The organism is Micromonospora sp. CB01531, from assembly GCF_001905095.1.
Classification (GTDB): Bacteria; Actinomycetota; Actinomycetes; order Mycobacteriales; family Micromonosporaceae; genus Micromonospora.
Map to the genome: position 1 here is coordinate 49,098 of NZ_LWLS01000002.1, position 26,791 is coordinate 75,888.

The following is a 26,791-nucleotide window of genomic DNA, read 5'->3' on the forward strand; positions in this document are numbered from 1 at the left end:
GACCGGGCCGGCGGCGACCGCACTCGGCTCAGCCGGCGACCGGTGGCACCCGCTTGCCGAGCCAGCGCAACTGCTCCACCCGCTGGAACGCCGCGCCGCCCTCGTGACCGTTGTACGGCCAGACCACGAGCTCACGATCGGTGCCGGCGTACTGGTGGTAGGCCGCGAACACCGTCGACGGGGGACACGTCCGGTCCATCAGAGCCACCGAGAGCAGCGCCGGGGCCTGGGCCCGGGACGCGAAGTTGAGACCGTCGAAGTAGCTGAGCGTGCGGAACACCGCTGTCACGTCCCGCCGCCGGGTCTGCAGGTACGACGCCAGTTCGGCGTACGGCCCGGTGTCGGTGACGTCGACGGCCCGCCGGAAATGGCACAGGAACGGCACGTCCGGCAGGACCCCGGCCAGCCCGTCGACCAGGCCGGCGACCGCCAGCGCGATCCCGCCACCCTGGCTACCCCCGGCGACCACGATCCGGGTGGCGTCGACCTCCGGCAGCGCCGACGCGGTCTCCACCGCCCGTACCGCGTCGGCAAAGACCCGCCGGTAGTAGTAGCGCTCCGGATCGCTGATGCCCCGGGTCAGGAAGCCGTTCGCCTGCGGGGCGCCGGACGGATCCGGGTCGGGGGTGTCACCGGTGAGTGACCCGGCCGCGCCCTGGCCCCGGGTGTCCATCACCAGGTGGGCGTAGCCGGCGGCGGTCCAGAACAGCCAGTCGTGCGGCAGGCCACGACCGCTGCCGTAGCCGATGTACTCGACCACGCACGGCAGCGGGCCGGTCCGGTGGCGGGGCAGCAGAAGCCAGGCGCGTACCGGCTGACCGGCGTACCCGGCGAAGGTGACGTCGTGCGCCTCCACGGTGGCGAGCCCGGCGTCGTACGGCTCCACCCGGGCCGGCCAGGCCGCGGCGGCGGTCTCCTGGAGCGTTCCGGTCCAGAATTCGTCGAAGTCGTCGGGTTCGGTCCGGGCCGGCCGGTATTCGCGCAGCTGTTCCAGGGGCCAGTCGCTGAGCACAGGTTCACCTTCCGTCGCCAGGGGTCGCGCCAGGGACGGGTGGCGGTGCCCAGTGGGACACCGCCGCACCGTCGGCGCGTCAGCCTACGGGGGACATGGGATGTCCGGAAGGGGCGGTAGACGGATTTGCGCGCGCACCGGGGAAAGGAAGATCCGAGGGCGAGGGAGTCAGGCCGGCTGTCGACCCGCCTCGGTCAGCCACCGCTCCGCCCAGGCGATCCGCGCCTTGACGTCACGGAAGTGCCGGCGCATGGCCTCCTGCGCACCGCTGCCGTCCCGCGCCCGCAGCGCCTCGACGATGCGCCGGTGGTTGGCGACGATGTCGGCGGCCCGGTCCTCGGGCGGCCCGAGGGCCGGCTCGACCTCGTGGTAGACGTCCCAGAACAGGCCGATCAGCTGGAGCACCAACTCGTTGTCGCAGGCCTCGTAGAGCAGCGAGTGGAAGGCCCGGTCCGCCTCTTTGTCCCGGGCCATCGCCGTGACCAGCGCGTCCAGTGCGGCCAGCTTGGTCTCGCTGATGTCCTGCGCCACCGAGCCGATCAGCCCGATCTCCAGCAACTCGCGGACCGCGACGAGGTCGTGCAGCGCCCGAACCCCGTGCCCCGGTCGGGTCCGGACCCGGAATGCGAGCGACGGGGTGAGCACGTTCAGCGGGGCGTGGCCGACGAAGGTGCCGAAGCCGTGCCGGATCTCCACGATGCCGAGCGCCTGCAGCGCCCGGACCGCCTCCCGCACGCTGTTGCGGCTCGCGCCGAGCAGTTCCATCAGCTGGGGCTCGGTCGGCATCGGGGCGCCGGGGGCCAACTGCCGCTCATGGATGAGCGCGACGATGCGCTCCTGCAGGCTCTCCTTGCCACGTGCCCGCATCTTGCCTCCCACACTCCATCTTCTCCGCGCGCTCCTAACATCCCACGTCGTGACGGCGACGAAGCGAGGCGGTGGGAAGAATTTACACGGTGACGCCCTTGACGGCGATCACGCCCAGTCCGTATGTTGCCCGCACCACGTCAGGACATCCCATGTCCTGTTTGCCGGAGAAGTTGGGCATTCGGGGCGATGCCGTGGCCGACCGAGGGGGAGCTGATGACCATGCCCGCACTCATGTTCGGCGGGGACTACAACCCGGAGCAGTGGCCCGAGGAGGTCTGGGCCGAGGACATGAAGCTCATGGTCGAGGCCGGCGTGTCGCTGGTCTCGGTGGGCATCTTCGCCTGGGCCCGGGTCGAGCCGCGACCCGGCGAGTTCGACTTCGCCTGGTTCGACCGGGTGATGGACCACCTGGCCGAAGCCGGCATCGGGGCGAGCCTGGCGACCATGACCGCGTCACCACCGGCCTGGCTGTCCCGCCGCCACCCGGAGACGCTGCCCCAACGGGCCGACGGGGTACGGCTGTGGCCGGGCGCCCGACAGCACTACTGCCCGTCGAGCCCGGCCTACCGCGAACACGCCGGCCGGCTGGTGGAACAGGTCGCCGCCCGCTACGCCGACCATGCGGCGCTGCGGCTGTGGCATGTCGGCAACGAGTACGGCTGTCACGTCCGGGCCTGCTGGTGCGACGTCTCGGCCGAGGACTTCCGGCACTGGCTCCGGCGCCGGTACGGCGACCTCGGCACGCTCAACGCCGCCTGGTCCACCGCGTTCTGGTCCCAGCGCTATGACGACTGGTCGGAGATCCTGCCGCCGCGGACGGCCCCCACCCTCGGCAACCCGGCGCAGAAGCTGGACTTCGCCCGGTTCAGCAACGAGGCGATCCTGGCCTGCTACGCGCTGGAGCGCGACATCCTGCGCCGGCACACCCCGACCGTTCCGGTGACCACGAACTTCATCGGCCTGGTGCACAAGCCGATCGACTCCTACCGCTGGGCCGCCGAACAGGACGTGGTCAGCCTCGACAGCTACCCCGACCCGTACGACCCGCGCACCCACGTCGAGGCCGCGTTCGGCTACGACCTGGCCCGGTCCGCCCGCGACGGTCAGCCGTGGCTGCTCATGGAGCAGGCACCGAGCGCCGTGAACTGGCGGGAACGCAACGCCCCCAAGCCACCGGGAGTGATGCGGTTGTGGAGCTGGCAGGCGGTCGCCCAGGGCGCCGATGGGGTGCTCTTCTTCCAGTGGCGGCAGGCGGCCGGGGGCGCGGAGAAGTTCCACTCGGCGATGCTGCCCCACGCCGGACCGGACACCCGTACCCACCGCGAGATCCGCCACCTCGGCGCCGAGATCAGCGCCGCCGCCGAACTGGCCGGCACCCGGGTACGCGCCGACGTGGCGCTGCTGCACGACTGGCCGAACTGGTGGGCGGTGGAAGGGGACGCCCACCCGGCTCCGCTGGACCTCCTGGCGGCCCACCGGGCCCACTACGAACCACTGTTCGACGCCCACGTGACCTGCGACGTGGTGTCACCGGACGCCGACCTGAGCGGCTACCGCCTGGTGGTCGTACCCAACCTGTACCTGCTGCGGGAGACGACCGCCGCCGCGTTGCACGACCACGTCGCACGCGGCGGGCACCTGGTGATCTCCTACTTCTCCGGGATCGTCGACGAGAACGAGCGGTGGCATGCCGGCGGGGCGCCGGGGCCGCTGTGCGAGCTGCTCGGAGTACGGGTCGAGGAGTTCTGGCCGCTGCCCGCGACGGGCACCGTCGGCCTGGACCTCGACGGCCAGGTGGGCCGGGGGCTCGAGTGGTCGGAGTGGGTCGAGCCGGCAGGCGCCGAGGTGATCGGCCGCTTCGCCGACGGCGAGTTGTCTGGGCGGCCCGCCGTGCTGCGTCACCGCTACGGCAGCGGCACCGCCTGGTACCTGGCGACCCGGCCGGAGCCGGCCCTGATGGCGGCACTGCTCGACCGGGTGCGGGCGGAGGCCGGGGTCGAACCGGTCCTGCCCGGCCTGCCCGCGAGCGTCCAGGCCGTCCGCCGGCACGGCACCGACCGCTCCTACCTGCTGCTGCTCAACCACGGCGCCACCGAGGCCACGGTGGCGCTGCCGGAACCGGCAGTCGACCTGCTCGGGGACGGACAGCACCCGGTCGACGCGGTCACCCTCGCGCCGCGCGGCGTCGCCGTGCTGCGGTCCTGACCCGCGCGGGGTGCGCCGCGACGGTCGCCGCGGCGCACCCCGTGGTCAGCGGCCTGGCCGCAGGTCGCCGACCGACACCCGGCGGAAAGTGATCGTCTGGTACGGGCCGGAGTTGCCCGTCTCGTACAGCACGCCGACCGTCCGGTTGTCCAACTGCACCAGGTCGGAGTACCCGGCCGGCAACCCGGACAACGCCAGCGCCGGCTGCCAGGTGGCGCCCTGGTCGGTGCTGGTCCGCAGCGTCATCACCGCCCGGCTGTTCGGATCGGCGGGGCCGGAGTAGAGCAGCGGCGCGTGCGGTCCGGCCAACCGCAGGACGCTGCCCTGCACGACGGGCCCGACCAGGGTCGCCTGCGGGCGGTACGGCTGCACGAGGGTCTCCCCGCCGTCCGCGCTGTAGGTGTCGGCGCGGGTGCCGGGCGCGCTGCCGTTCTGGTCCCGGGAGTTCAGGTAGAGCCGGCCGTCCGGCAGTTCCGCCGCCGTCGACTCATTGACGTTGAGGTAGCCGTCGGGGTTGTCGTCGACCGCGCCGATCTGCCAACTCGCCCCGTCGTCGTCGCTGTACAGCAGGTGGCCGCCGTAGTACTTCGCCTCCGTGCCGAGGTCGGGCGAGCCGGCCGGCGGGGCGATCGAATGGTTGGCGGGGACCACCAGCCGCCCCGCGTGGGCGCCCACGGTCAGCCGTACGGCGTGACCCGGTCCGGTGGCGTACCACCGCCAGGTCGACGCCTTGGCCTGGTCGGTGATCTCGCGGGGAGCCGACCAGCTCGCCCCTTCGTCGTCGCTGTACTGGACGAAGACCCGGCGGCTCTGCTCGGGGGTCACCTCGCCGCGCATGATCTCGGCTTCCGAGGCGTCCCCGGCGTTCACCGTGGACAGCAGCACGAGACGGCCGGCGGAGGTCAGGACAGGTGCCGGGTTTCCGGCGGTGTCCGGCCCCCGCTCGTGGACCACCTGCAGGGGTCCCCAGGTGCAGCCGCCGTCGCCGGACCGTTTCAGGACGAGGTCGATGTTCCCGGCGTCGCCGAGCGATCCGGCCCGGCCTTCGGCGAAGGCCAGCAGGGTGCCGGACCGGGCGGTGACCACCGCCGGGATCCGGAACGCGGTGTAGCCCTCGGTGCCGGAGACGAACGGCACGGAGGTGTCGCAGTGGCGGGGTCCGCCGCCGGGGGCTGCTGCGGCCGGTGCGGCGCCGACGGCCAGGAACGCGCCGAGCGTGACACCGGCGAGGAGCGGGAGGGATGACCGGGGGGTGAAGGCGGGCATGCGCACCTCTCTCGTGGTGGTCGGTGGCCTCCATCAGCGACAGCGCCAGGAGGTAGGACGTCCACTGTCCGATCCCGACGCTAAAGGTGGGTTTCGAAGTGGTCAAGGTCAGCCCTTCGGCCTACCGTGGACGCCATGCCAAAAGCTGTCTGGAGCGACCTCGTCATCGCGGAGAGCGACGACACGGTGGTGGTCGAGGGCAACCACTACTTCCCCCGCGCCGTGCTGCGCGAGGACCTGATCCGCGACTCGGCCACCCACACGTTCTGCCCGTGGAAGGGCACCGCGTCGTACTACACCCTCGAACACGCGGGCCGGTCCAGCGCGGACGCCGTCTGGTACTACCCCGACCCGAAGCCGGAGGCGGAGATGGTGCGCGACCGGGTCGCGTTCTGGAAGGACGTCCAGGTCGTCGACTGAGTCACGGCCGCACCGGGGCGGCTCGCCATCGACCGTCGCCGTGGGTCAGGATGCCCCCATGTCCGCGCCACGCACCGACCCGCCCGGCACCGTCTACGGCGCCCGCCGCCTGGCCCGGCTCCGCCTGCCGCAGGACCCGCTGATGCGGATCGCGCTGGGCGTCGCCGTGGTCGGCGTACTCCTGGGGGCGTTCCTCGCCACCGGCGTGCTCGGCGGCGGCGACCAGCCGGTGTCCACGGCAGGCGCACCGACCCTCACGGCGAGCGAGTCGAGTCCGGCCGCGCCCACCACGGAGGCCGCGCCCACCACGGCGGCGCCCACCACGGCCGCCCCGCCGTCGCCGACGGCCGCGCCGGCCCCGCCGCCAGCCCCCGCGGCCGGACCGAAGGTGTTCCGTGGCGTGCCCTCCGGGCGCTGCGTCGGGGTGACCGGCGACGAACCGGAAGGCGCGCAGGCGGCGCTGGCCGACTGCACCAGCGGCCCGGAGCAGCAGTGGGTGGCGACCCCTGTCGCCGCCGACGTGTTCGCCATGGTCAACGCGGCCAGCGGCAAGTGCCTGGACGTCTACGGGCAGAGCGCCGATGACGGCGCGAAGGTGGTGCAGTGGTCCTGCAACGGGCAGGCCAACCAGCAGTGGCGGCTCGCCCCGGCCGCCGGCGGCGCCGTGCTGCTGGTAGCCGTACACAGCGGCAAGTGCGCGCAGGTCCACGACGCCGGCAGCGACGCGGGCAACGCGCTGGAACAGGCCCCGTGCAGCGGCGCGCCCGAGCAGCAGTGGGCGATCGGGTAGGCCGGGGGCGGGTCGCCGATGTGGGAGTGTCCGGCCGCCGCAGACACCGCCAGGTCGCCGATGACACGGGCCGGCCTCGGCGGCCCGGCCGGCGCCCGGGGACACCGCCAGGTCGGCGGCGTCAGCCCCGGTAGCTCCACGCGCGCGGCGCGGCGGCCACCGGCACCGCGACCGGCACGGGCACCGGCTGCCGGCGGCGCAGCAGCAACGACAGCCCGGCCGCCCCGATCGACAGCGCGCCGGCCGCGTACCAGGCGAGGGCGTAGTCGCCGAGCTGGTCGCGGACCAGTCCGGCGCCGGTCGCCGCCATCGCGGCGCCGATCTGGTGGGCGGCGAACACCCAGCCGAAGACCACCGCGGCGGACGCGCCGAAGTATTCCCGGCACAGCGCCACGGTCGGCGGCACGGTGGCCACCCAGTCCAGCCCGTAGAAGACGATGAAGACCAGCATGCTGGGCTGCGCGGTGTCGGCGAAGAGGCCCGGAAGCACCAGCAGCGACGCGCCGCGCAGCGCGTAGTAGGCGCCGAGCAGCAGCCGGCTGTCCATCCGGTCGGTGAGCCAGCCGGAGGCCACCGTGCCGGCGATGTCGAAGATCCCGACCAGGGCGAGCAGGCCGGCGGCGGTGGTCTCCGGCATGCCGTGGTCGTGCGCCGCCGGCACGAAGTGGGTGCCGACCAGGCCGTTGGTGGTCGCGCCGCAGATCGCGAAGCCGCCGGCGAGCAGCCAGAACGGCCGGGTCCGCGCGGCGGCGGTGAGCGCGGCGATCGCCCGGGCCGCCGCCCCGCGGGCCGGCGGGGCGGGGGGCAGCACTTCGGTGGCGCCGTAGGCGGGCAGGCCGAGGTCCGCCGGGTGTTCGCGTAGCAGCCACACGACCAGGGGTACGACTGCCAGCGCCGCCCCGGCGACGACCAGCGCCGCCACCCGCCAGCCGTGGTCGCGGACCAGCACGGCGATCAGCGGGAGGAACACCAGCTGCCCGGTCGCCCCGCCCGCGGTGAGTACGCCGGTGACCAGCCCTCGCCGGCGGACGAACCAGCGTCCGGTGACCGTGGCTACAAAGGCCAGCGCCATCGATCCGGTGCCCAGCCCGACCAGGACACCCCAGCAGAGGATGAGCTGCCAGCTCGCACTCATCATGACGGTCAGCCCGCTGCCGAGGGCCACCAGCACCAGCGCGCCGGCCACCACCCGGCGGATGCCGAACCGGTCCATCAGCGCGGCGGCGAACGGGGCGGTCAGCCCGTAGAGCATGAGGTTGACCGAGACGGCGGCGGAGATCGTTGCGAGGGGCCAGCCGAACTCGGCGTGCAGCGGGTGCAGCAGCACCCCGGGCGTGGCGCGGAAACCGGCCGCGCCGACCAGCGCCACGAAGGCGACGGCGGCGACGGCCCAGGCCGGGTGGAGACGGCGGGAACGGGTCACGCTCCGAGTCTCGGGGCGGGCGGGCCGCACGACGAGTGGCCGGAAAGCCATCATGCGCAATAATCGGGCCATGGTTGTCGTCCCGCACCGGATCGCCGTGCTCGCCCTCGACCAGGTCGTCGGCCTGGACCTGGGCACCCCGTCTCAGGTCTTCGGCACCGCCCGTACCGGCGACTTCCAGCAGCTCTACACCGTCGACGCCTGCGCCCCCGGCGGTGGCCCGGTCCGCAGCACCGCCGGGTTCCAGGTCGTCCCCGATCACGGGCTGGAGCTGCTCGACACCGCTGACTCGGTGATCGTGCCCGGCATCCACGGCGGTCCGCCGCTGGCGGACGGGACGCTGGCCCCCGAGGTGGCGGCGGCGCTGCGGGCCGCCCACGAGCGCGGCGCGCGCATCATGTCGATCTGCACCGGCGCGTTCGTGCTGGCCGCCGCCGGCCTGCTCGACGGCCTCCGGGCCACCACCCACTGGGCGTACGCGGACCGCTTCCGCCGGCTGCACCCGGCCGTGGACCTCGACCCGGATGTGCTGTTCATCGACTCCGGCCGGGTACTCACCTCGGCTGGGGTGGCCGCCGGCCTCGACCTGTGCCTGCACGTGATCCGCACCGACCACGGCAGCGAGGTGGCCAACCGGTCCGCCCGGCGCTGCGTGGTGCCGCCGTGGCGGGACGGCGGCCAGGCCCAGTACATCGAGCGCCCGGTCCCCCGAGCGGCGGAGACCGGCACCGCGGCCACCCGGCAGTGGGCCCGGCAACGGCTGCACGAGCCGGTGGCGCTGCGCGACCTGGCCGCGCACGCCCGGATGAGCGTACGCACCTTCACCCGGCACTTCCGCTCCGAGACCGGACTCAGCCCGGCGCAGTGGCTGCTCCAGCAGCGCACCGAGCACGCCCGGCTGCTGCTGGAGACCACCGACCTGAGCGTCGACCAGATCGCCCGGCACGCCGGCTTCGGCACCACCGCCGCCCTGCGCCAGCACTTCCACCAGCGGGTCGGCGTCGCCCCCACGGCCTACCGCCGCACCTTCCACCGCGTCTCCTGATCCCCGCTGCCGGACCGGCAGGGCCCCGGGCAGCGCGTCTCACCCAGGAGCTTCGCAGGGCACCGCCCACGCCACCGGCTCGTCTTCGCTCAGGCCATGTGCGGCTGGCGGCGCAGGGCGCGGAGCTGGGCAAGGTGCATCGGCAGGTGGACGCGGGTGTGCAGGTCCAGCGTCCGGCCCCAGGGCAGGGTGTCGGCCACGTCCAGGTCGAAGCCCTCCCGCAGCACCGTCTCCACCGGGGTCTCCGCGGCCGGGCCGAGGCGCTCGGCGAGGGAGCAGAGCTTCTGGCTGGTAGCCCGGAGCAGCGCGGCCAACCCGTCCAGCCCGCCGCACTCGGAGACCAACGCGTCGAGCTGCGGGCGGTGGATGGTCTCCAGGTCGTAGTACGCGAACGGCGACCCGGCCAGCACCGCCTCGGTCGCCTCGCTCATCAGCTCGTCGCTGGCGGCCAGGTGGGCGACGATCTGCTCGGCACTCAGCTCCCCGTCCTCGGGCGGCCCGAACCCGCCGGCGTCCACCTCCGCGAGCACCGTCTCGTACGCGCGCCGCAGCTCCGCGGCGTCCACGTCGTCCATGCCCGCATCCAACCCCGCCTACGGACGGCAGCGCTGCGGCTACCCCGCCGGGTTCACCCGGACGAGGCCGCCTGACGGGGTTTACCCACCCGATCGATCGGGCTAATATAAGCCACAACTTATGAAGGAGGAGTCTTGACGCTCACCAGTGATCCCGTCCGCGCCGCCGGTCTGGTGGCCCGCGAAATCCGCCGCGGCACCCGCGACGGCCGACCCACCAAGATCGCCATAGCCCGCCGCCGGTACGCCGCCGAACGCCCGGACGTGTGGGACGCGCTCACCAACGCCGAGCGGATCCCGCGCTGGTTCCTTCCGATCAGCGGCGACCTGGTCGTCGGCGGCCACTACCAACTCGAGGGCAACGCCAGCGGCGTCGTGGAGCGCTGCACCGAGCCGGAGAGCTTCGCGGTGACCTGGGAGTTCAACGGCCAGGTCTCGTGGGTGCAGGTCCACCTCGGCGAGACCGACGGCGACACGACGCTGGAACTGGTCCACGAGGCGCACGTCGACCCCGACCTGTGGGCGCAGTTCGGCCCGGGGGCGGTCGGCATCGGCTGGGACCTCGCGCTGCTGGGCCTCGCCCAGCACCTGGCCGGCGCCGCCCTCGACCCCGCCGAGGGGGCCGCCTGGCCGCTCAGCCCCGACGGCACCCGATTCGTCCGGCTCGCCGGCGAAGGCTGGGCCCAGGCCGCGATCGCCGACGGCGACGACCCGGAGCAGGCCCGCGCCGCCGCGACGCGTACCGTCGCGTTCTACACGACCGCGCCGGAGGAGGCACCGGAGGGCTGATGGCGGGTGCCGTCTTCGACGCGCTGGGCGATCCCGTGCGCCGCCGGATCCTCGAGCTGCTGAGCCTCGGCGAGCGGCCGGCGGGCGCGATCGCGGACGTGCTGCACGCACAGTTCGGGATCTCCCAGCCCGCCGCCTCCCAGCACCTCCGCGTCCTGCGCGAGGCCGGGCTGGTCACCGTACGCGCCGAGGGCACCCGCCGCATCTACGGCGTCGACAGCGCCGGAGTCGCCGTGGCCCAGGACTGGCTCGCGCGCTTCGCGGACCCCTTCGCCCAGCCCCTCGACGCCCTGGAGACCGAACTCGCCCGCGGTCGCCGGGCACGGCGACGGGCCGGCAACCCGGACCAGGCCCGGGAGCCGGGCCCCACGAACGAGCGCCGACCACCCCGAGCCACCGCCTGATCTCAGGATTGTCCGGACACGCCGGCCCGACGATTCTCCACACACCCTCGGCGGGCCACCAGCAGAGCGCGAGTCGTTCCCGACATCAGCACGACAGCGGGCGAGCGAGGGGCCCGCCGCCCGACGGGAGCCGGCGACCAGTCAGCGGCGGCCGTGGCGGGCGCGCAGGTAGTCGGAGACCACGTACTCGCCGAGATCGTCGAGATCGGGGGTGAACATCCGGCCCCGCGACCGGCGGGCCACCGCGTCGACGAACCGGCGCAGACCCGGATCGTCACCGAGCATGAACAGATTCAGCGTCGCGCCGTACCGGGTCAGCCGGTCCACCTCCCGGATGGTCGCCTCGATCGTCTCCGGCAGCGGCGGCCAGTGGAAGTACGCCTCCCCGTCGTCCGGGTCAAGGTGGGCGGTCGGCTCACCGTCGGTCACCACCAGCACCACCGGCTCGGCACCGGGGTGCCGGCGCAGATGCCGGCCGGCCAGCCGCAGCGCGTGCTGCAGATTGGTGCCCTGCTGCAGATCCGGCTCCACCGCCGCCAACTCCTGCTGGGACAGCGGCAGCGCCTCCCGCCCGAACCCGATGATCTGCAGCGCGTCCTGCGGGAACCGGGTCGCCACCAGATGCGACAGCGCCAACGCCGTCTGCTTCATCGGCCCCCAACGCCCCTGAGAGATCATCGAGTACGACAAGTCGACGCAGAGCGCCACCGCCGCCGACGCCCGCCGCTCGGTCTCCACCACCTCGAAGTCCTCGACCGCGAGCTGCACCGGCACGCCCGGACCGGCCCGGCGTACCGCACGGGTCAGCGTGCGCACCACGTCGAGGGGCTGCTCGTCGCCGTACTCCCACGGCCGGGAGGCGCCGCTGACCTCACCGGCCGCGCCCGCCGAGCGCAGATCGTGCTGGCCGCGCGGGCCGGCCGTCAGATCGGCGAAGACCCGCCGCAGGGCGGTGCCGGCCAGCCGGCGCAGCGCCTTCGGGCTCAGCGTCAACCCCTCCGCGTCCCGGGTCACCCAGCCCTGCCGGCGCAGCTCCCGCTCCAGCTCCCGCAGCCGGCGTACGTCGTCGGCCGCGTCCCGGCCCAGCGTTCGGGCCACCGCGTCGACATCGACGTCGTCCAGGGTGGCGCCCGGCTGGTCTTGGTCGAGCTGGTCCAGCAGCTCGTCCAGCTCGGCGAGCTCACCGAGCGCCCCGGCCGCCTCGCCGTAGCCGAGCGGCCGGTCGCCCCGGATCCGCTCGCCGCGCTGCCAGTTCAGGTCCGGGCGCAGCGCCCGCAGCTGCGCGTCCAGCTGCGCCAGCTCCCCGGCCAGCTGCTCGCCGAGGGACTGGCGCATCAGCCCGGCCAGCTCCTCCCGCTGCCGATCCGACAGCGACCGCATCAACCGCTCGCCGGCCGCCGCCCGGCGGGCCAGCACGTCGATCAGCTCGTCGACGTCCTTCGGCCGTTCCGGGAAGAACTCGCCATGCCGACGCATGAACTCGGCGAACGCGTCGGTGGTGTCCTCGGACCGGGCGTGCCGGGCGAGCAGGTCGTTGAGGTCGCGCATCATCTCGGCGAGCTGCCGCTGGGCGGCCGGGTCCGCGGCGGCCCGCGCCGCGTCCCGCAGCCCGGCGAAGCGCTGCTCCAGCACCTCGCCGCGCAACCCGTCCAGGATCCGCTGATACGTGGCCCGCGCCTCGTCGCTGGCCCAGTCGTACCCGGACAGCTCCTCCACAGCGCGGGCAGTCGAGCGGGGCAGGTTGTCCAGCACCGCCTCGGCGAAGCGGGCGTCGTCGCCGTCCCGGCCGCGCAGCTCCTCCCGCTCGGCTGCCAGGGCCTGGTCGAGCAGCGCCCGCGTCCGGGTCACCGCGCCGTCCAGGTCGCCCCGGCGCAGCGCCTCGCGGCGCAGCCGCCGGGCCCGGGCGGCCAGCTCGTCGAGGCCGCCACGCCCCTGCGGGCCGCGCCGCAGCAGGTCCCGCAGCGCATCCCGCAGGCTGCCGCCGCCCAGCACCTCCGCGCCGACCGCGTCCACCGCGGCCCGCACGTCGTACGGCGGGGCGAGCGGGTCGGGCCCGCCGCGCCACTGCCCGTACCGGAACCGGTTGCCGGCCATGCTCAGTCCCGGCCGCCGTAGACGGTGCGCCCAGCGTCGGTGACGTCCTTGCCCAGCCGGCGGGTCAGGTGCAGCCCTTCCAGCACGAACTCGATCCCGGCGGCCGCCTCCTCCGGGCTGGGCGCGTCGCCCAGGCCCAGCCGGTCGAGCACCTTGGCCAGCCCCGGCACGGTGCCGACCTGGCGCAGCAGCTCGGCGGAGGAGACCAGCTCGCCGGTCTCGATCACCTCGCCCTCCGCGACCAGCGCGGTGAACCCGGACAGGTCCAACCCGGCCAGGCGGCCCCGGAACGTCTCGGCGGTGGCGGTGCGCAGCAGGTGGGCCAGGATCTCGATCTCCCGCCCCTCCTCGCCGCTCTCGAACTCGACCTTGCCGCGCAGGGTGGAGGTCACCGAGACCGCGTCGCCGACCCGGGCCACCGGCGCCTCGAGGCGTACCACGGAGTCGCCGGCACCGGGAGCGGCGCCGCCGGCCGCCGGAGCGGCGAGCAGGCCGGCGCGGCGCAGCGCCGCCGCCGCGACGGTCTCCGCGGCGGCGATCGCGAACCGCGCGGACACCCCGGAGCGCGGGTCCACCGACGGCGACTCCCGGACCGCGCGGGCGAACCGGGCGAGCACCTCCAGCACGTGCTCCGGCACCTCGGCCACCAGGTCGGCCTCCTGCCGGATCAGCGCCAGCTCCAGCTCCAGGTCGACCGGGTAGTGGGTACGGATCTCCGCGCCGAACCGGTCCTTCAACGGAGTGATGATCCGGCCCCGGTTGGTGTAGTCCTCCGGGTTGGCGCTGGCCACCAGCAGCAGGTCGAGCGGCAGGCGCAGCTGATAGCCGCGGACCTGGATGTCCCGCTCCTCCAGCACGTTCAGCAGCGCCACCTGGATCCGTTCGGCCAGGTCGGGCAGCTCGTTGACCGCGAAGATGCCCCGGTTGGTTCGCGGCACCAGTCCGAAGTGGATGGTCTCCGGGTCGCCGAGCGTACGCCCCTGGGCGATCCGGATCGGGTCCACGTCCCCGATCAGGTCGCCGACGCTGGTGTCCGGCGTGGCCAGCTTCTCGCCGTACCGCATCGAGCGGTGCAGCCAGCCGATCGGCAACTCGTCCCCGCGCTCCGCGACCAGCGCCCGGGCGGCGGGGGTGAGCGGGTGCATCGGATGCTCGTTGAGCACCGAGCCGGGAATGACCGGGGTCCACTCGTCGAGCAGCGCGCCGAGCGACCGGATCAGCCGGGTCTTGCCCTGGCCCCGCTCGCCGAGCAGCACCATGTCGTGGCCGGCGAGCAGGGCCCGCTCGACCTCCGGCAGCACCGTGTCCTGGTAGCCCACGATGCCCGGGAAGCGCTCCTCCCCGGAGCGCATCCGGGCGAGGAGGTTGTCGCGGATCTCCTGCTTGACCGTGCGGTAGTGGTGGCCGGCCGCCCGCAACGCGCCGAGCGTGCCGGGCAGGTCGGCGGGCGGGACCGGGGAAACCTGGGTTGGCGCAGTCACCCGGTAAACGCTAGCGCGGCCGGATGACCAATCGCCCGTCTTCGCCGGCGCCGATGATCCGGACCCGGTCACCGGCTGATCCCGAAGGGTCACCGACTGACCCGGCACGGTCAGCGGCGGCGGGGACCGGGCCGGGCCAGGGCCGTCGGCAGCGGGCACAGGCCCTCCGCCGGCGCAGGTGGTACGCCACCGTCGCCGCCCCGAGCGCCACCCCCCACAGCGGCCAGAGCAGCATCGGTGCGGTGGTGAGGCTGAGCCCGCCGCTCATCTCCCAGAACTTGGGGAGACTGATCAGCCCGAGGGTGGCCGCGGTCACCGAGATCGCGACAAGCGCCGCGGGTACGACCGCCAACGTGATCGGCACCCGCCGCCCGGCCAGCCCCACCATCCACCGGGGGAACCGTTCACCCCAGGGCCTTACCAGGCCGAGGGTGAGGATCGCGCCGATGGTGGCGAACGCGGCCAGGCCGGCGCCCGCCCACACCGCACCGCTGTCCCGCAACTCCCGCAGGAAGTCCCCGGAGATGCCCAGCGGAATCCCGGCCGCCCAGGCGAACCGGACCACCGCGTAGGAGAGCGGGATGACCACGGCCGGGTACGCGGCCCACCGCCCCCAGCGGGCGGCCGCCGCGGGCGAGGTCCAGCCCCGCTCGTCGTCGTCGCGGCCGCAGGCCGGGCAGGCCCCGGCGGTACGCCGCTGCCAGACCAACAGCGCCCCGGCCAGCAGAACAGCGCCCACCAACGCGCAGCACCTCGCCAGCAGCGGCCAGTCGAAGACATCGGCGTAGTCGACCGGCGGCCAGCCGAACGGCGCGCCAATGATCAACATCGGCAGGTAGCCGAGGATGATCAGCACCCGGGCGTCCGGCACCACCACCGCCAGCCCGAAGGCGACCGCCCATCCGTAGCCGAGCAGCAGCACCCGGGGCAGACCGCGGACCGCGCCCGTGCGGCTCATCAGCAATGCCGCGACCGCCGCGAGCAGCAGCACCCCGGCGAACAGCGGGGCGCCCAGGTGGACCGGGACCAGCCGGAGCAGGCTTGCCTCGCCGTGCGGGTCGTTGGCGCCAAACGGGTAGCCCGACCCGGTCAGCGAGGAGACTCCGGCGAGCAGGCCCCAGCAGCCGAGCCAGGCGGCGGCGAGCGGGGCGGCCAGGCGAAGGCGCGTCCCGGCGGCCCGGCGGGGTGGGGAATCGATGATCGTCGTCATGGCTCCAGCCTCGGCCGGCCGAATGACCCGCCCATCCCGTACGACGGTGAACCCGCTCCCCCGCCGGAGGGACTCAACCGGTCGGCACCACAAAACCCGACTCGTACGCGGCGATCACCGCCTGCGTGCGGTCCCGGACCCGGAGCTTGGTCAGCACGTTGCCGACGTGCGTCTTCACCGTCTCCACCCCGACCACCAGCCGCTCGGCGATCTCGGTGTTGGACAGCCCGGTGGCCATCAGCCGCAGCACCTCGGCCTCCCGGTCGGTGAGCCGCGCCGACCGCAACCCGTCCCCGCCCCGACCCCCGTACGCCCCGACGAGCTGCCGGATCGCCGCCGGAAAGAGCAGCGACTCACCGGCCGCCACCACCCGGATCGCCTCCACCACCTCGCTCGGGCGGGCCCGCTTGAGCAGGAATCCGCTCGCCCCGGCGCGCAGCGCATCGTAGACGTACTCGTCGTTGGCGAACGTGGTGATCACCAGGATGCGCGGCGGGTCGGCGGAGGTGGCGAGCAGCCGCCGGGTCGCCTGGATACCGTCGATCGCGGGCATCCGGACGTCCATCAGCACCACCCGGGGGCGCAGCTTCGCCACCAGCGGCGGCACCTCCGCGCCGTCCGTCGCCTCACCGACCACCCGCAGGTCCGGCTGGGCGTCCACGATGGCCCGCAGCCCCACCCGGACCAGCTCGTCGTCGTCGACGATCAGCACGTCGATGCTCACCCGGTCTCCCCCCTCGGCACCGGCAGCGACGCCCGCACCCGCCACCGGTCCCCCTGCGGCCCGGCGGTGAGCCGCCCGCCCAGCAGCAGCACCCGCTCCCGCATCCCGGCCAGGCCGCGTCCGCCGCGCCCCGACCCCGCCGCGCCGCGCAGGCCGTTGAGCAGCTCGATCTCCAACCAGCGGCAATTCCAGCTCGGCGCGTCTGGCGCCGCGCCGCGACCTGGAGCCGTCGCCTCCGGCACGTCCACCCGCAGCGTCACCGGGCCGCAGCCGTGCCGGGCCGCGTTGGTCAGCCCCTCCTGCACGATCCGGTAGCCCTCCCGGGACACCGCCGCGGGCAACTCCCCGACCGCCCCGCTCACCCGGGACTCCACCGCCAGGCCGGCGGCGCGGGTGTCGGCGACCAGCCGGTCCAGCCGGGCCAGGGTGGGCTGCGGTGCGGTGGAGACCCGCGTCCGCCCGCCGTCGCTCTCCCGCAGCAACCCGAGCACGTGGTCCAGATCGTCCATCGCGTGCCGGCTGGTCTCCTCGATGGCGAGCAGCGCCCGCCGGGTGAACTCCGGGTCGACATCGAGCAGTTCACGGGCGGCCCCGGCCTGGAGCGTGGCCACGGTCAGCGCGTGCCCGACCGAGTCGTGCAGCTCCCGGGCCAGCCGGTTCCGCTCGGCCAGCCGGGCGGCCCGAGCCTCCAGCGCGGCAATCCGCTCGCCCTGGGACGGGCCGAGCAGCACCGGCGCCATCGACGCGGCGAGCGCGCCCAGCCCGGCCACCGCGTAGCCGAGCCCGACCAGCAGCACCGTCCCGGTCAGCGTGGCACCGACCGGGTTCGCGATCAGCGGCCCGAACCCGTTGGCCCGGCTCACGCCCGGGTCGAGGCCGATCGGCCCGGCCAGGAAGACCAGCGCCATCGGCAGGGCGCTGATCGCCGCGAACAGCACGAGACCGCCGGTGAGCAGGTGCAGCGCGATCCAGAGCGCCGCGCGTACCCGGGTCTCCCGGTCGATCCGGTGGCCAGCCGCCGGCTCGGGCAGGTCGACCGCGAGCAGCGCCCGCGCAGCCGCAATCTCCAGGGCCCGGCTCCCGGCGAGGAACACCGGCACCGCCGCGAGCACCACCGCCACCAGCAGCAGCCCGAAGACCACCGCCCGGGGTACGTCGTCGTTGCCCAGCATCTGGGCGAAGGCCGCCGCGAGCAACGCGTACGGCAGCGCGAGCACCCCGCCGAGCAGCAGGAACACGGCCCGCCGCCAGGTGCTCCCGCGCACCAGCGGCCCCAGCACCCCCCAGAGACTCACCCAGCCATTCTCGCGCCCCGTCCCATCCGCCGACTCCCCCATGTTGGGGAGATCCCGAGAGGCGGCCACTACCCGGCTCCAGCAGGCGCGTCAACATTAAGGAATCGTCGGCCGCGAGCCACGGCAACAGCACACCCGTCAGCGGTGCTCCTGCACGTAACGCGACGGGTCCTTGTCCAGGAACGGCAGGTTCCGGCCGTTCTTGTGCTCGCCGTAGAACCGCAGCCAGCGCGCCCCCAGCTCGGCGCGCAACTCCACGCCGGCGTGCCGACGGAAGTCGGGCAGCGCCTCGTCCTCCTCCTCCGCGAGGTGCTCGCTGTTCTCCCGGCGGGCCTTCCACACCGCCGCCCACCAGGGGTCCGAGCCGACCTCGTGGCGCTTCGACTCGTCGATGGCGTCGCGGATCTTGTTGTGGTCGCCGATGGCGTCCTCGGTCTCCTCCTCGCCGTCATCGCCGTGCTTGACCAGGTGCGGGTACAGGATGGCCTCCTCCGCCTCGGCGTGGATGTCCAGGTGCAGGGCGAGCGCTTCCCAGATGGCCAGCAACTCGGTCGGGTCGCGGGCGTCGTCGAGCCGGGCGAAGCCGCGACGGAAGGCGGCGTGGTCGTCGAGGATGAGTGCGGTGATGTCGTCCATGGTGGTCACTTTCCGGTCCGGGCGCGGATCAGCTTGGGTACGGCGGCCAGGCCGGTGACCGGCCGGAACTGCCGGGCGGCGGTGGCCAGGGCGGCGTACTCGTCGTCGGCCAGGTCGATCTCGGCGGCGGCCGCGTTGCGTTCCATCTGCTCGACGCCGGAGGCGCCGGGGATGGCCACCACGTTCGGGGAGCGCAGCACGTACGCCAGGGCGATCTGGCTGGGCGTGGCGTCGTGCGCGGCGGCCACCTCGCGCAGCGTGGCGATCAACGGGGTGCCGCGTTCCAGGTTCTCCGGCAGGAAGTATGCGTTGGCCCGGCGGACCGCCCCGCCCGGCAGGTTCCGCGCGTCATACCGGCCGGAGAGGAACCCCTGCGCGAGCGGGCTGTACGCGATGACGAGCCGGCCGGCCTGCTCCGCGTACGGAATCAGGTCCTCCTCGGGGCCACGATCGACCATGCTGTAGCGGACCTGGTTGCTCAGCACCCGGCGGCCGAGCGCGGCCTCGGCCGCCTGCCAACGGCGCAGGCGGTAGTTGCTGACCCCGACCTCGCCGACCAGCCCGACGTCCTGCAGGCCGCGCATGCCCCGCATGGTGGTGGTGTCGGCGACCACCGGGTTGGGCTGGTGCACCTGGTAGAGGTCGATGCAGCTGACGCCGAGCCGGGCGGCGGAGGCGACCGCGCGCTGGTGCACCACCGGGGCGACCGGCAGCACCGGGAAGATCTTGCTGGCCACCACGACCTTGGCCCGATCGGCGCCGAGCGCCGCGCCGAGGATGCGCTCGCTGCGGCCGAAGCCGTAAAGCTCGGCGGTGTCGAAGAGGGTGACGCCGAGGTCGAGCGCCCGCCGGACGATGTCCGCCGCCCGGCGCTCGTAGTCGGCACCGTAGCCCCACTCCTTCGAGCCGAACTGCCACGTGCCGAGGCCGATCTTCGAGATCGGCTTGGGGGTGTCGAGCTGGACGAAACGCATGGCACCGAAGCTACCCGGACAAGCGGGACCGCACGCCAGTTCCGGCACGGCGGAACAATGGGCGGATGGATCTCCGCATCCGGGCCGCCCGCCCCGCCGAGGCGGCCGAGCTGACCGAGCTGGCGCTGCGTTCCAAGGGTCACTGGGGCTACGACGCCGTGTTCCTGGCCCGATGCCGCAGCGAGCTGACGCTGACCCCGGCGGACGTGGCCACGCGGCAGGTGGCGGTGGCCGAACGGGACGGCACGGTGGTCGGGCTGTTGGTGCTCGGCGGCATCCCGCCCGAGCTGGAGCTGGACATGCTCTTCGTGGACCCGCCGGCGATCGGCACCGGCGTCGGCCGGGTGCTGTTCGACCACGCCGTGGCCACGGCCCGCGCCGCGGGCGCCCATGCGCTGTGGCTCGACGCGGACCCGGACGCGGAGCCGTTCTACCGGCACGTCGGCGCGGTCCCGGCCGGCACCGCCGTCTCCCCCTCCACCGGCCGCACCCTCCCCCGCCTGCGCTACGACCTCTGATCGCGGTCCCGTCACACGCCAGGGCTTAGGGTCGCGTGGTGACCTACCTCGCCGCTGATCAGCGTTACGACTCGATGACCTACCGGCGCAGCGGGCGCAGCGGACTGCGCCTGCCCGCCATCTCCCTCGGGCTGTGGCACAACTTCGGGCCGGACCGGCCGTACGAGCGGCAGCGGGACATCGTCCGGCGCGCCTTCGACCTCGGCATCACCCACTTCGACCTGGCCAACAACTACGGCCCACCGCCCGGCACCGCCGAGGAGAACTTCGGCCGGCTACTCGCCACCGACCTCAAGCCGTACCGGGACGAGCTGGTCGTCTCGAGCAAGGCCGGCTATCTGATGTGGCCCGGTCCGTACGGCGAATGGGGCTCCCGCAAGTACCTGATCTCGTCGCTGGACCAGTCGCTGCGCCGGCTGGGGCTCGACTACGTGGACATCTTCTACTCGCACCGGTTCGACCCGGACACGCCGCTGGAGGAGACGATGGGCGCGCTGGACGCCATCGTCCGCTCCGGCAAGGCGCTGTACGTCGGCATCTCCAACTACAACTCCGAGCAGAGCGCCCGGGCCGCCGCGATCCTGCGTGACCTCGGTACGCCGCTGCTGATCAACCAGCCGGCCTATTCCATGTTCAACCGTTGGACCGAGACGGACAGCCTGCTGGACACGCTGGAGAAGGTCGGCGCGGGCTGCATCGCGTACAGCCCGCTGGCGCAGGGCCTGCTCACCGACCGCTACCTGGGCGGGATCCCGGCGGACTCCCGGGTGCGCACCAGCGTGTTCCTCAACGAGAGCGACCTGACCGAGGAGCGGATGGCGACCATCCGGGCGCTCGGCACGATCGCCGAGCGGCGCGGCCAGACCCTGGCCCAGCTCGCCCTGGCCTGGGCGCTGCGCGACCCGCGGATGACCAGCCTGATCATCGGGGCGAGCAGCGTAGCCCAGCTGGAGGGGAACGTGGCCGCGCTGGACAACCTCGACTTCACCGCCGAGGAACTGGCCGAGATCGAGCGGGCCCTGGGCTGATCCCTGGGTCTCGGACCGCGCCGCAGGTTCCGTCGCGAGACGGCCGCGCGGCGCGGTCCCAACCCGCGAGGCAGCCCGGCGGCAGGGGCGGTTCACCGGCCGGCCCGGGCGTGCTGACCGGGGCGCTGGGGCGGTGCGGGGCGGCGGCGGACCGGGGTCGGGCCCTACAGTGTCGGGACCAAGCGATCAAGGAGCGTGCCGTGTCCGAGTCGCCATCGGCGCCAGATTCTCCCCGGACCGCCCCGGCGACCGGACCGAGCGGTGGTGACGTCCCCGCCGACGTCACGCCGTACCTGCTCGTCATGCCCACGGTGGACGGGGCGCCGCCCGGCATGGTGTGGCCCGGCCAGGAGGGCCAGCCGGCCTGGGCGATCCCGGTGACCGTGCCGCCCGGCACTCGCGGCTACGCGCTGTTCGTACCGCTGGTGTCGCCGGGCGACGGCCAACCGGTGCCCGCGCAGCCAACGGCCTCGCGGATCATGGTGCCCGCGCCGGGCGTGCCCGCCCAGGCGACCCCGCCGGCCGTCGAGGCCACGGCGAGCGCGCCGGTGCCGGCCGGCACCGGAACCACGACCGGCACCGCACCGGCGTCGAAGCCGACCACCTCGGCCGACGCCGTCCCTCCGGCGCCCGCGTCAACCGACGTAAACCCAGCGGACCGCCCGCCCGCCGGCCCGGAACACGCCGCCACGACGACCAGCGAAACGGCGGCCGGGGGGACGCCGGCCGGCGGGAGCGCCACCGGCGGACCGGCGGCTGACGAGGACGCAGCCGACGGACCGGCGCCCCAGGGCACCCTGGCAGCGGGCACCACGCCGTCGCCGGCCGGGATCGCCCCGCAGTCCTCAGCCGCGCCCGCGGCGGCCCCGCCCCCGGGCTATCCGCCGCCGTTCGTCGTGACGCGGCCGGTGCTGCACCCCGACGGCGGCTGGGCGCCCCGCCCACCGGCGCCCCGGACGTCGTTCCTCGGCACGCACTGGCCCGGGCCGAAGCCGGCCACCGGGCGGGCCGTCCCGCTCGCGGTCCTCGCCGGCGCGCTCGGCACCGCGTTCTTCGTACCGCTGAGCCAGGTCGGCATCGGCTGGTTCCTCGGCTGGCTCACGCTGACCCTCGGCGTGCTGGTGGCGGTGCGGCGGCGTACCGCCGACCTGCCCCGCACCGACCGACTGATCCGGGGCGGCTGGGCGGCGGCCGCCCTGGTCCTGCTGGCCGTGCTCGCTTTCCGCAACGCCTGGTGGCTGGTGACGTTCTGTGTCCTCGGCGCGCTGGGCTGCGCGACCCTGGCCATCGTCGGCGGGCGGTTGGTCCGCTCGATCCTGTTCGGCCTGCTCGCGGCACCGTTCGCGGCTTTCCGCGGCCTGCCCTGGGTACGCCGGCACATCACCGCCTCCCCGGACGCCGGGAAGGTCCGCCGGGTCGCCGCCTCGGTCGTCGCCACGGTGCTGGTGCTGCTGGTGTTCGGCAGTCTGCTCGCCTCGGCCGACGCGGCGTTCTCCGAGCTCATCGGCGCGACCGTCCCGGAGACCGATGCCGGTGCGTTGTTCCGCGGGATCTTCCTGGCCGCCGTCGGCGGGCTGATCGCGGTCGCGGCGGTCTACACCCTGGCCGCTCCGCCCGACCTGTCCACGGTGGACAAGCCGAGCAACCGCCGGCTCGGCGTGCTGGAGTGGGCCCCGGCCATCGGGGCGCTGACGCTGCTCTTCGTCGGTTTCGTGGTCGTGCAGTTCACCGTGCTCTTCGGCGGGCAGCGGCACGTGCAGAAGGTCGCCGGGCTGAGCTACTCCGAGTACGCCCGTAGCGGGTTCTGGCAGCTGCTCTTCGTCACCCTGCTGACCCTGGCCGTGCTGGCCGCGGTGAGCCGGTGGGCCAGCCGGGAGCGTCCGGTCGAACGCACCCTGCTGCGCGTCCTGCTGGGCCTGCTCAGTGCGCTCAGCGTGGTGATCGTGGTGTCCGCGCTGTCACGGATGTGGACCTACCAGAAGGTCTACAGCTTCACCGGCGAGCGGATCTTCGTGATGGCGTTCGAGCTGCTGCTCGGGGTGGTCTTCGTGATGATCCTGGCGGCGGGCGTCCGGTGGCAGGGCCGTTGGATCCCCGGGTCGACCGTGGCACTGGCCGTGGCGATGCTGCTCGGCCTGGCGGTGCTCAACCCCGAGGACTACGCCGCGCGGCGCAACATCCTGCGGTATGAGCAGACCGGGAAGATCGACGCGTGGTACCTGCGGGCGCTCTCCGCGGACGCCACCCCGGCCCTGGCCAAGCTCCCCGATCCGGTACGCCGTTGCACGTTGAGCTGGATCGCCGACGACCTGGCCGAGTCCGATCCCTGGTACGCGTGGAACCTGGGCCGGTTCCGGGCCCGGCAGGAACTCGACCGGCTCGGCCCGGCCGCGATCGGCGGGCAGAAGGACTGCCGCAAGGCCGACCAGTTCGACCTGCCCAAGACCCGCGGCACCCGTTGACGCCCCGGGGCCGGGTGCGAGTTCGGCCCGGCCCCGGCCCGGGTCAGCCCTTGACCGCGCCGCCCACGATGCCGCGGACGAAGTAACACTGCAGGCCGGAGAAGACCGCCAGCGGCAGGGCCATCGACACGAGCGCCGCCGCGCCGAGGTACCAGCCGCCGTCGAGGGAGTTGACCAGGTTCGCGATCGCCGCGGTCATCGGCAGCGTTCACCAGCAGGCCGACCGTCGGCACCGCCCAGATGACCATCAGGGCGAGGACCGCCAGGTGCAGCACCCGGCGGCGGCGAGGCCGGGCGGGCTTGCGGGTGGCTGCTGCCCGGGTGCCGGGCGCCTTGGGCGTTGCGACCGTGGTCATCTGATCGACTCCTGGGCACGGAACTTACGGATGTTGAAGCCCATGATCGGGACGATGGCCAGCAGGAGGACGACCGCGACGGCGCTGGCTCGGCCGAAGTCGCCGAACACGAACATGTGTCCTTGATCATGAGGTTGGCGATGCCCGCCGGACACCCGATGCGCCTGCCGTCCGCGTCACCGCGGAGCGTGCGGCCGTTGGTCACCGTCCGGTCCGCCCGCAGGTCAGCTGGTCGGCTCTTCCACAGGCGACGGTCGGTGCCGGTGGCTTGACGCCGCATGCGGCGTCAAGCGTCCTGAACGCCGCTCGAGACCCGGTCGAGGGCAACTCGAGCCGGTCGATCGGCACCGGGTTTGAGGGGAAGTTTCCGCTGGTCAGATCGAGTTGGAGGACTTCGCGTGAGGTGCCCGACAGCTCGCACATCTATCCATAGACGTCGATGCATGGTAGAAATTTCACGGGCCGGCCTCCACTTCGCAAATATCTGCCCCTGCTGCGATTCAGGAGATGCCATGTCAACGACCCGTCGTGTAGTGCGCCGCCGCATGCTCACCCTGCTCCTCGCAGGCGTCGCGGCCATCGGCACCGCCCTCGGCTTCAGCACCCCCGCCTTCGCGATCAGCCACGCCAGCGCCACCTCCCAGCTGCGCGCCGCCGGCATCAGCTGGGTCTCCAGCGGCAACTGCAGCGACCGCAACAACCCGACGTGCACCTCGTTCGAGGGAATCCGGCAGGCCACGATCGACGGCATCATCACGTTCAAGCGGGCCAGTGGCTGCGCCATCACCATCACCGGCGGCACCGAGACCGGGCACGCCGGCGGCACCTACAGCCACTGGAACGGCTACAAAGTCGACATCGCCAAGACGACCTGCGTCTACAACTACATCTCCCGCTCCTACACATACGTGGGCTACATATCGGGCTGGGGTTACCAGTGGCGAGCCCCGTCGGGCAACCTCTACACCGACGAGGGCAACCACTGGGACATCCTGTACTACACCTGTGGCTGCTGACGCCTGAGAAGTGACAGACACCCTGGTGGGGGGCCTTGTCCCCGCACCAGGGTGTCTCGCTTGGCCCGCCGCCGGGAGGCATCCCCACCAGTACATATGGCCCAAACGTGAATTTGGGTACGAAGCCGTCGGTAGCATCCGGGCTATGACCGAGCCGAGCCGGCCCGGCACCGCCAGCTCAGGTGCCCACGGGGCCTCCCCGTCAAGGGCCGACCCGAAATGGTGGGCCCTCACCGCCGTCTGTCTGGGCACGTTCATGCTGCTGCTCGACCTGACGATCGTGAACGTCGCGCTGCCCGACATCCAGGCGTCGCTGGGGGCGTCCTTCTCCGACGTGCAGTGGGTCGTCGACGCCTACGCGCTGACCCTGGCCGCACTCCTGCTGACCGCCGGGTCGCTGGCGGACCTGTACGGCCGCCGCCGGCTCTACGTGATCGGCCTGGTCGTCTTCACCGCCGCGTCAGCGCTGTGCGGCATCGCGCAGTCCCCGCTCATGCTCGAACTGTCCCGCGGCCTGCAGGGCATCGGCGGGGCCATCATGTTCTCCGTCTCGCTGGCCCTGCTGGCCAACGCCTTCCGCGGCGCCGAACGCGGCACGGCCTTCGGTATCTGGGGTGCCCTGGCCGGCGTCGCCGTCGCCGTCGGGCCCATCGTGGGTGGCGCGCTGGTGTCGAGCCTGTCCTGGCGGTGGATCTTCTTCGTCAACGTGCCCATCGGTGTCGTCGCGCTGGCCCTGACCCTGCGCAAGGTGGTCGAGTCACGCAACGAGCAGGGCGCGCGGCCGGACTGGCCGGGCTTCGTGATCTTCTCCGCGGCACTCGCCTGCCTGGTCTACGCCCTCATCGAAGCGGGACGCAGCAGCTTCACCGCGACACCGGTGATCGCCTGCTTCGCCGCGGCCGCCGTACTGCTCGTGGCCTTCCTGGTGATCGAGGCCCGCACCGCGGACCCGATGTTCGATCTACGACTGTTCCGGGTGGCCACCTTCGTCGGTGGCGACATCGCCGCGTTCGGCGTCTCCTTCAGCATCTTCTCGATGCTGCTCTACCTGATCCTCTACCTGCAGAACGTGCTCGGCTACACCGCCCTGCAGACCGGCCTGCGGCTGCTTCTCCTCTCGATCGGCGTGCTGGTCGCCAGCGGCGTGGCGGGACGGCTGAGCGCGAAGGTGCCGGTCCGCGCCCTCGTCGGCCCCGGGCTGGTGCTAATCGGCGTCGGATTGCTGCTCATGCGCGGCCTCACCGCCACCTCGTCGTGGACCCACCTGATCCCGGGACTGATCGCGACGGGCATCGGCATCGGGTTCGTCAACCCGCCGCTGGCCTCCACGGCGGTCGGGGTCGTACCGCCGAGGCGCTCCGGGATGGCGTCCGGGATCAATCTGACGTTCCGCCAGGTCGGCATCGCCACCGGCGTCGCACTGCTGGGCACCCTGCTCGCCAACCGGCTGACCGCCATGGTGCAGACCCGAACTGCCGGCACCCCACTGGCCCCGCACAGCGCCGAAATCGCGACAGCACTGCGCAACGGCAGCGTGAGCCGGCTGTTCGCAACCGTCCCACCGCAGCAGCGCGGTCTGCTCGTCGAGATCGCCCGCGGCAGCTTCGCCGGCGCCCTGAACGACATCCTGCTGTTCGCGGCGATCGTCAGCATCGTCGCCGGGATCCTGTCCTTCCTCCTGATTCGCGGAAAGGACTTCGTCTCACCCTCGCAGGGGTGACCGGCCCGCGCGGGTAGGGATCGACGGCCACGCCAAGATCAGCACGAACTTCCCGGCCATGTCGGCCCACACTCAGGCCGGCGCGCCGCCGAAGCCGATCTCGTTGCCGTCCGGGTCGCGGAAGATGGCCTTGCGGACGCCGTTGGCGTAGGTCTCACGCTCGGCCGGCTCCAGGCCGCGCTCGGCGATCTGGGCGATGCGGGCGTCGAAGTCGCCGACGAAGACGGTGTGCATGGCGTGCCCGGCATGCTCGGGCCGCACCTCGATGAACACGTACCGGTGGTCGGCGAGCTCCCACACCGCCTCTGTGTCGTTGGGCAGGAACGACGGCGGGACGCCGAGGAGCCGCTCGTACCAGGCCGCCGCCGCGGTGTAGTCGCGGACGGGAATCCCCGCGAAAAGATCTACGGTCATCAGCTCATGCTAGGGCTCTCTGACCGCGGCCGAGCGATTAGAGATCTAGGTGCTGACCTTGAAG

Annotated in this window: 25 protein-coding genes; 11 read left to right on the forward strand and 14 right to left on the reverse strand. The window is 73.3% G+C overall.

What is annotated here, in order from left to right:
- Nucleotides 1–28 precede the first annotated feature (28 nt).
- Complete coding sequence (locus A6A27_RS02725; protein WP_073832763.1) at nucleotides 29–1,012, reverse strand: acetylxylan esterase; 984 nt, start codon at nucleotides 1,010–1,012, stop codon at nucleotides 29–31.
- A gap of 168 nt (nucleotides 1,013–1,180) precedes the next feature.
- Nucleotides 1,181–1,879, reverse strand: a complete 699-nt coding sequence (locus tag A6A27_RS02730) for a FadR/GntR family transcriptional regulator (protein WP_073832764.1) — start codon at nucleotides 1,877–1,879, stop codon at nucleotides 1,181–1,183.
- A 216-nt stretch (nucleotides 1,880–2,095) separates the two neighbouring features.
- On the opposite strand from A6A27_RS02730, the gene A6A27_RS02735 reads away from it, so the two are divergent.
- On the forward strand, nucleotides 2,096–4,087 hold the full coding sequence (locus A6A27_RS02735) for a beta-galactosidase (protein WP_198940164.1): 1,992 nt from the start codon (nucleotides 2,096–2,098) through the stop codon (nucleotides 4,085–4,087).
- 45 nt (nucleotides 4,088–4,132) lie between these two features.
- On the opposite strand, the gene A6A27_RS02740 is transcribed toward A6A27_RS02735, so the two are convergent.
- Nucleotides 4,133–5,353 carry a sialidase family protein gene (locus tag A6A27_RS02740; RefSeq protein ID WP_083672380.1) on the reverse strand — a complete coding sequence of 407 codons (1,221 nt, stop codon included), beginning with the start codon at nucleotides 5,351–5,353 and terminating at the stop codon, nucleotides 4,133–4,135.
- A 135-nt stretch (nucleotides 5,354–5,488) separates the two neighbouring features.
- On the opposite strand from A6A27_RS02740, the gene A6A27_RS02745 reads away from it, so the two are divergent.
- On the forward strand, nucleotides 5,489–5,773 hold the full coding sequence (locus tag A6A27_RS02745; RefSeq protein WP_073832891.1) for a DUF427 domain-containing protein: 285 nt from the start codon (nucleotides 5,489–5,491) through the stop codon (nucleotides 5,771–5,773).
- A 58-nt stretch (nucleotides 5,774–5,831) separates the two neighbouring features.
- Nucleotides 5,832–6,563, forward strand: a complete 732-nt coding sequence (locus A6A27_RS02750; protein ID WP_073832766.1) for an RICIN domain-containing protein — start codon at nucleotides 5,832–5,834, stop codon at nucleotides 6,561–6,563.
- Nucleotides 6,564–6,684: 121 nt separating this feature from the next.
- Here A6A27_RS02750 and A6A27_RS02755 read toward each other — a convergent pair whose 3' ends face one another.
- Nucleotides 6,685–7,986, reverse strand: coding sequence for an MFS transporter (locus A6A27_RS02755; RefSeq protein ID WP_073832892.1), 1,302 nt, complete (start codon nucleotides 7,984–7,986; stop codon nucleotides 6,685–6,687).
- A gap of 52 nt (nucleotides 7,987–8,038) precedes the next feature.
- Between A6A27_RS02755 and A6A27_RS02760 the strand changes: the two genes are divergently transcribed.
- Complete coding sequence (locus A6A27_RS02760; RefSeq protein WP_073832767.1) at nucleotides 8,039–9,031, forward strand: GlxA family transcriptional regulator; 993 nt, start codon at nucleotides 8,039–8,041, stop codon at nucleotides 9,029–9,031.
- Nucleotides 9,032–9,120: 89 nt separating this feature from the next.
- Here the strand turns inward: A6A27_RS02760 and A6A27_RS02765 are convergent, their stop codons facing one another.
- Nucleotides 9,121–9,597 (reverse strand): hypothetical protein, encoded by a 477-nt coding sequence (locus tag A6A27_RS02765; protein ID WP_073832893.1) that lies wholly within the window; start codon nucleotides 9,595–9,597, stop codon nucleotides 9,121–9,123.
- A gap of 144 nt (nucleotides 9,598–9,741) precedes the next feature.
- Here A6A27_RS02765 and A6A27_RS02770 point away from each other — a divergent pair, with 144 nt between their 5' ends.
- Complete coding sequence (locus tag A6A27_RS02770) at nucleotides 9,742–10,395, forward strand: SRPBCC family protein (RefSeq protein ID WP_073832768.1); 654 nt, start codon at nucleotides 9,742–9,744, stop codon at nucleotides 10,393–10,395.
- Nucleotides 10,395–10,799: an ArsR/SmtB family transcription factor gene (locus A6A27_RS02775; protein ID WP_073832769.1), complete on the forward strand. Its 405-nt coding sequence runs from the start codon at nucleotides 10,395–10,397 to the stop codon at nucleotides 10,797–10,799. The genes A6A27_RS02770 and A6A27_RS02775 overlap by 1 nt, the downstream gene beginning before the upstream one ends.
- 141 nt (nucleotides 10,800–10,940) lie before the next feature.
- Here A6A27_RS02775 and A6A27_RS02780 read toward each other — a convergent pair whose 3' ends face one another.
- The 7 genes from A6A27_RS02780 to A6A27_RS02810 all read right to left on the reverse strand — a co-directional run bounded on the left by A6A27_RS02780 (nucleotide 10,941) and on the right by A6A27_RS02810 (nucleotide 19,213).
- Nucleotides 10,941–12,893 carry a vWA domain-containing protein gene (locus A6A27_RS02780; RefSeq protein ID WP_073832770.1) on the reverse strand — a complete coding sequence of 651 codons (1,953 nt, stop codon included), beginning with the start codon at nucleotides 12,891–12,893 and terminating at the stop codon, nucleotides 10,941–10,943.
- 2 nt (nucleotides 12,894–12,895) lie between these two features.
- The gene (locus A6A27_RS02785; RefSeq protein ID WP_073832771.1) at nucleotides 12,896–14,374 is read right to left on the reverse strand and encodes a sigma 54-interacting transcriptional regulator; all 1,479 of its coding nucleotides are present in this window, start codon (nucleotides 14,372–14,374) and stop codon (nucleotides 12,896–12,898) included.
- A gap of 10 nt (nucleotides 14,375–14,384) precedes the next feature.
- Entirely contained in the window at nucleotides 14,385–15,584 is a 1,200-nt protein-coding gene (locus tag A6A27_RS02790; protein ID WP_241825042.1) for a hypothetical protein, read from the reverse strand.
- Nucleotides 15,585–15,657: 73 nt separating this feature from the next.
- Nucleotides 15,658–16,308, reverse strand: coding sequence for a response regulator (locus A6A27_RS02795; RefSeq protein WP_073832894.1), 651 nt, complete (start codon nucleotides 16,306–16,308; stop codon nucleotides 15,658–15,660).
- A complete protein-coding gene (locus A6A27_RS02800) occupies nucleotides 16,305–17,603 on the reverse strand; it encodes a sensor histidine kinase (protein WP_083672381.1) in 1,299 nt (432 codons plus the stop codon). The genes A6A27_RS02795 and A6A27_RS02800 overlap by 4 nt, the downstream gene beginning before the upstream one ends.
- A 138-nt stretch (nucleotides 17,604–17,741) precedes the next feature.
- The gene (locus tag A6A27_RS02805; protein WP_073832896.1) at nucleotides 17,742–18,239 is read right to left on the reverse strand and encodes a hemerythrin domain-containing protein; all 498 of its coding nucleotides are present in this window, start codon (nucleotides 18,237–18,239) and stop codon (nucleotides 17,742–17,744) included.
- A 5-nt stretch (nucleotides 18,240–18,244) separates the two neighbouring features.
- Nucleotides 18,245–19,213 carry an aldo/keto reductase gene (locus A6A27_RS02810; RefSeq protein WP_073832772.1) on the reverse strand — a complete coding sequence of 323 codons (969 nt, stop codon included), beginning with the start codon at nucleotides 19,211–19,213 and terminating at the stop codon, nucleotides 18,245–18,247.
- A gap of 65 nt (nucleotides 19,214–19,278) precedes the next feature.
- Here A6A27_RS02810 and A6A27_RS02815 point away from each other — a divergent pair, with 65 nt between their 5' ends.
- The 3 genes from A6A27_RS02815 to A6A27_RS02825 all read left to right on the forward strand — a co-directional run bounded on the left by A6A27_RS02815 (nucleotide 19,279) and on the right by A6A27_RS02825 (nucleotide 23,221).
- On the forward strand, nucleotides 19,279–19,731 hold the full coding sequence (locus tag A6A27_RS02815; RefSeq protein WP_073832773.1) for a GNAT family N-acetyltransferase: 453 nt from the start codon (nucleotides 19,279–19,281) through the stop codon (nucleotides 19,729–19,731).
- Nucleotides 19,732–19,769: 38 nt separating this feature from the next.
- A complete protein-coding gene (gene mgrA / locus A6A27_RS02820; protein WP_073832897.1) occupies nucleotides 19,770–20,759 on the forward strand; it encodes an L-glyceraldehyde 3-phosphate reductase in 990 nt (329 codons plus the stop codon).
- Between the two features lie 200 nt (nucleotides 20,760–20,959).
- Nucleotides 20,960–23,221: a DUF4153 domain-containing protein gene (locus A6A27_RS02825; RefSeq protein ID WP_073832774.1), complete on the forward strand. Its 2,262-nt coding sequence runs from the start codon at nucleotides 20,960–20,962 to the stop codon at nucleotides 23,219–23,221.
- Between the two features lie 43 nt (nucleotides 23,222–23,264).
- Here A6A27_RS02825 and A6A27_RS42750 read toward each other — a convergent pair whose 3' ends face one another.
- Nucleotides 23,265–23,420: a hypothetical protein gene (locus tag A6A27_RS42750; RefSeq protein ID WP_198940167.1), complete on the reverse strand. Its 156-nt coding sequence runs from the start codon at nucleotides 23,418–23,420 to the stop codon at nucleotides 23,265–23,267.
- Between the two features lie 669 nt (nucleotides 23,421–24,089).
- Between A6A27_RS42750 and A6A27_RS02830 the strand changes: the two genes are divergently transcribed.
- Both A6A27_RS02830 and A6A27_RS02835 read left to right on the forward strand, forming a co-directional pair.
- A complete protein-coding gene (locus tag A6A27_RS02830) occupies nucleotides 24,090–24,593 on the forward strand; it encodes a hypothetical protein (protein WP_073832775.1) in 504 nt (167 codons plus the stop codon).
- A gap of 145 nt (nucleotides 24,594–24,738) precedes the next feature.
- Nucleotides 24,739–26,313 (forward strand): MFS transporter, encoded by a 1,575-nt coding sequence (locus A6A27_RS02835; RefSeq protein WP_083672382.1) that lies wholly within the window; start codon nucleotides 24,739–24,741, stop codon nucleotides 26,311–26,313.
- 72 nt (nucleotides 26,314–26,385) lie between these two features.
- Here the strand turns inward: A6A27_RS02835 and A6A27_RS02840 are convergent, their stop codons facing one another.
- A complete protein-coding gene (locus A6A27_RS02840; RefSeq protein ID WP_073832776.1) occupies nucleotides 26,386–26,727 on the reverse strand; it encodes a VOC family protein in 342 nt (113 codons plus the stop codon).
- Between the last annotated feature and the right edge of the window lie 64 nt (nucleotides 26,728–26,791).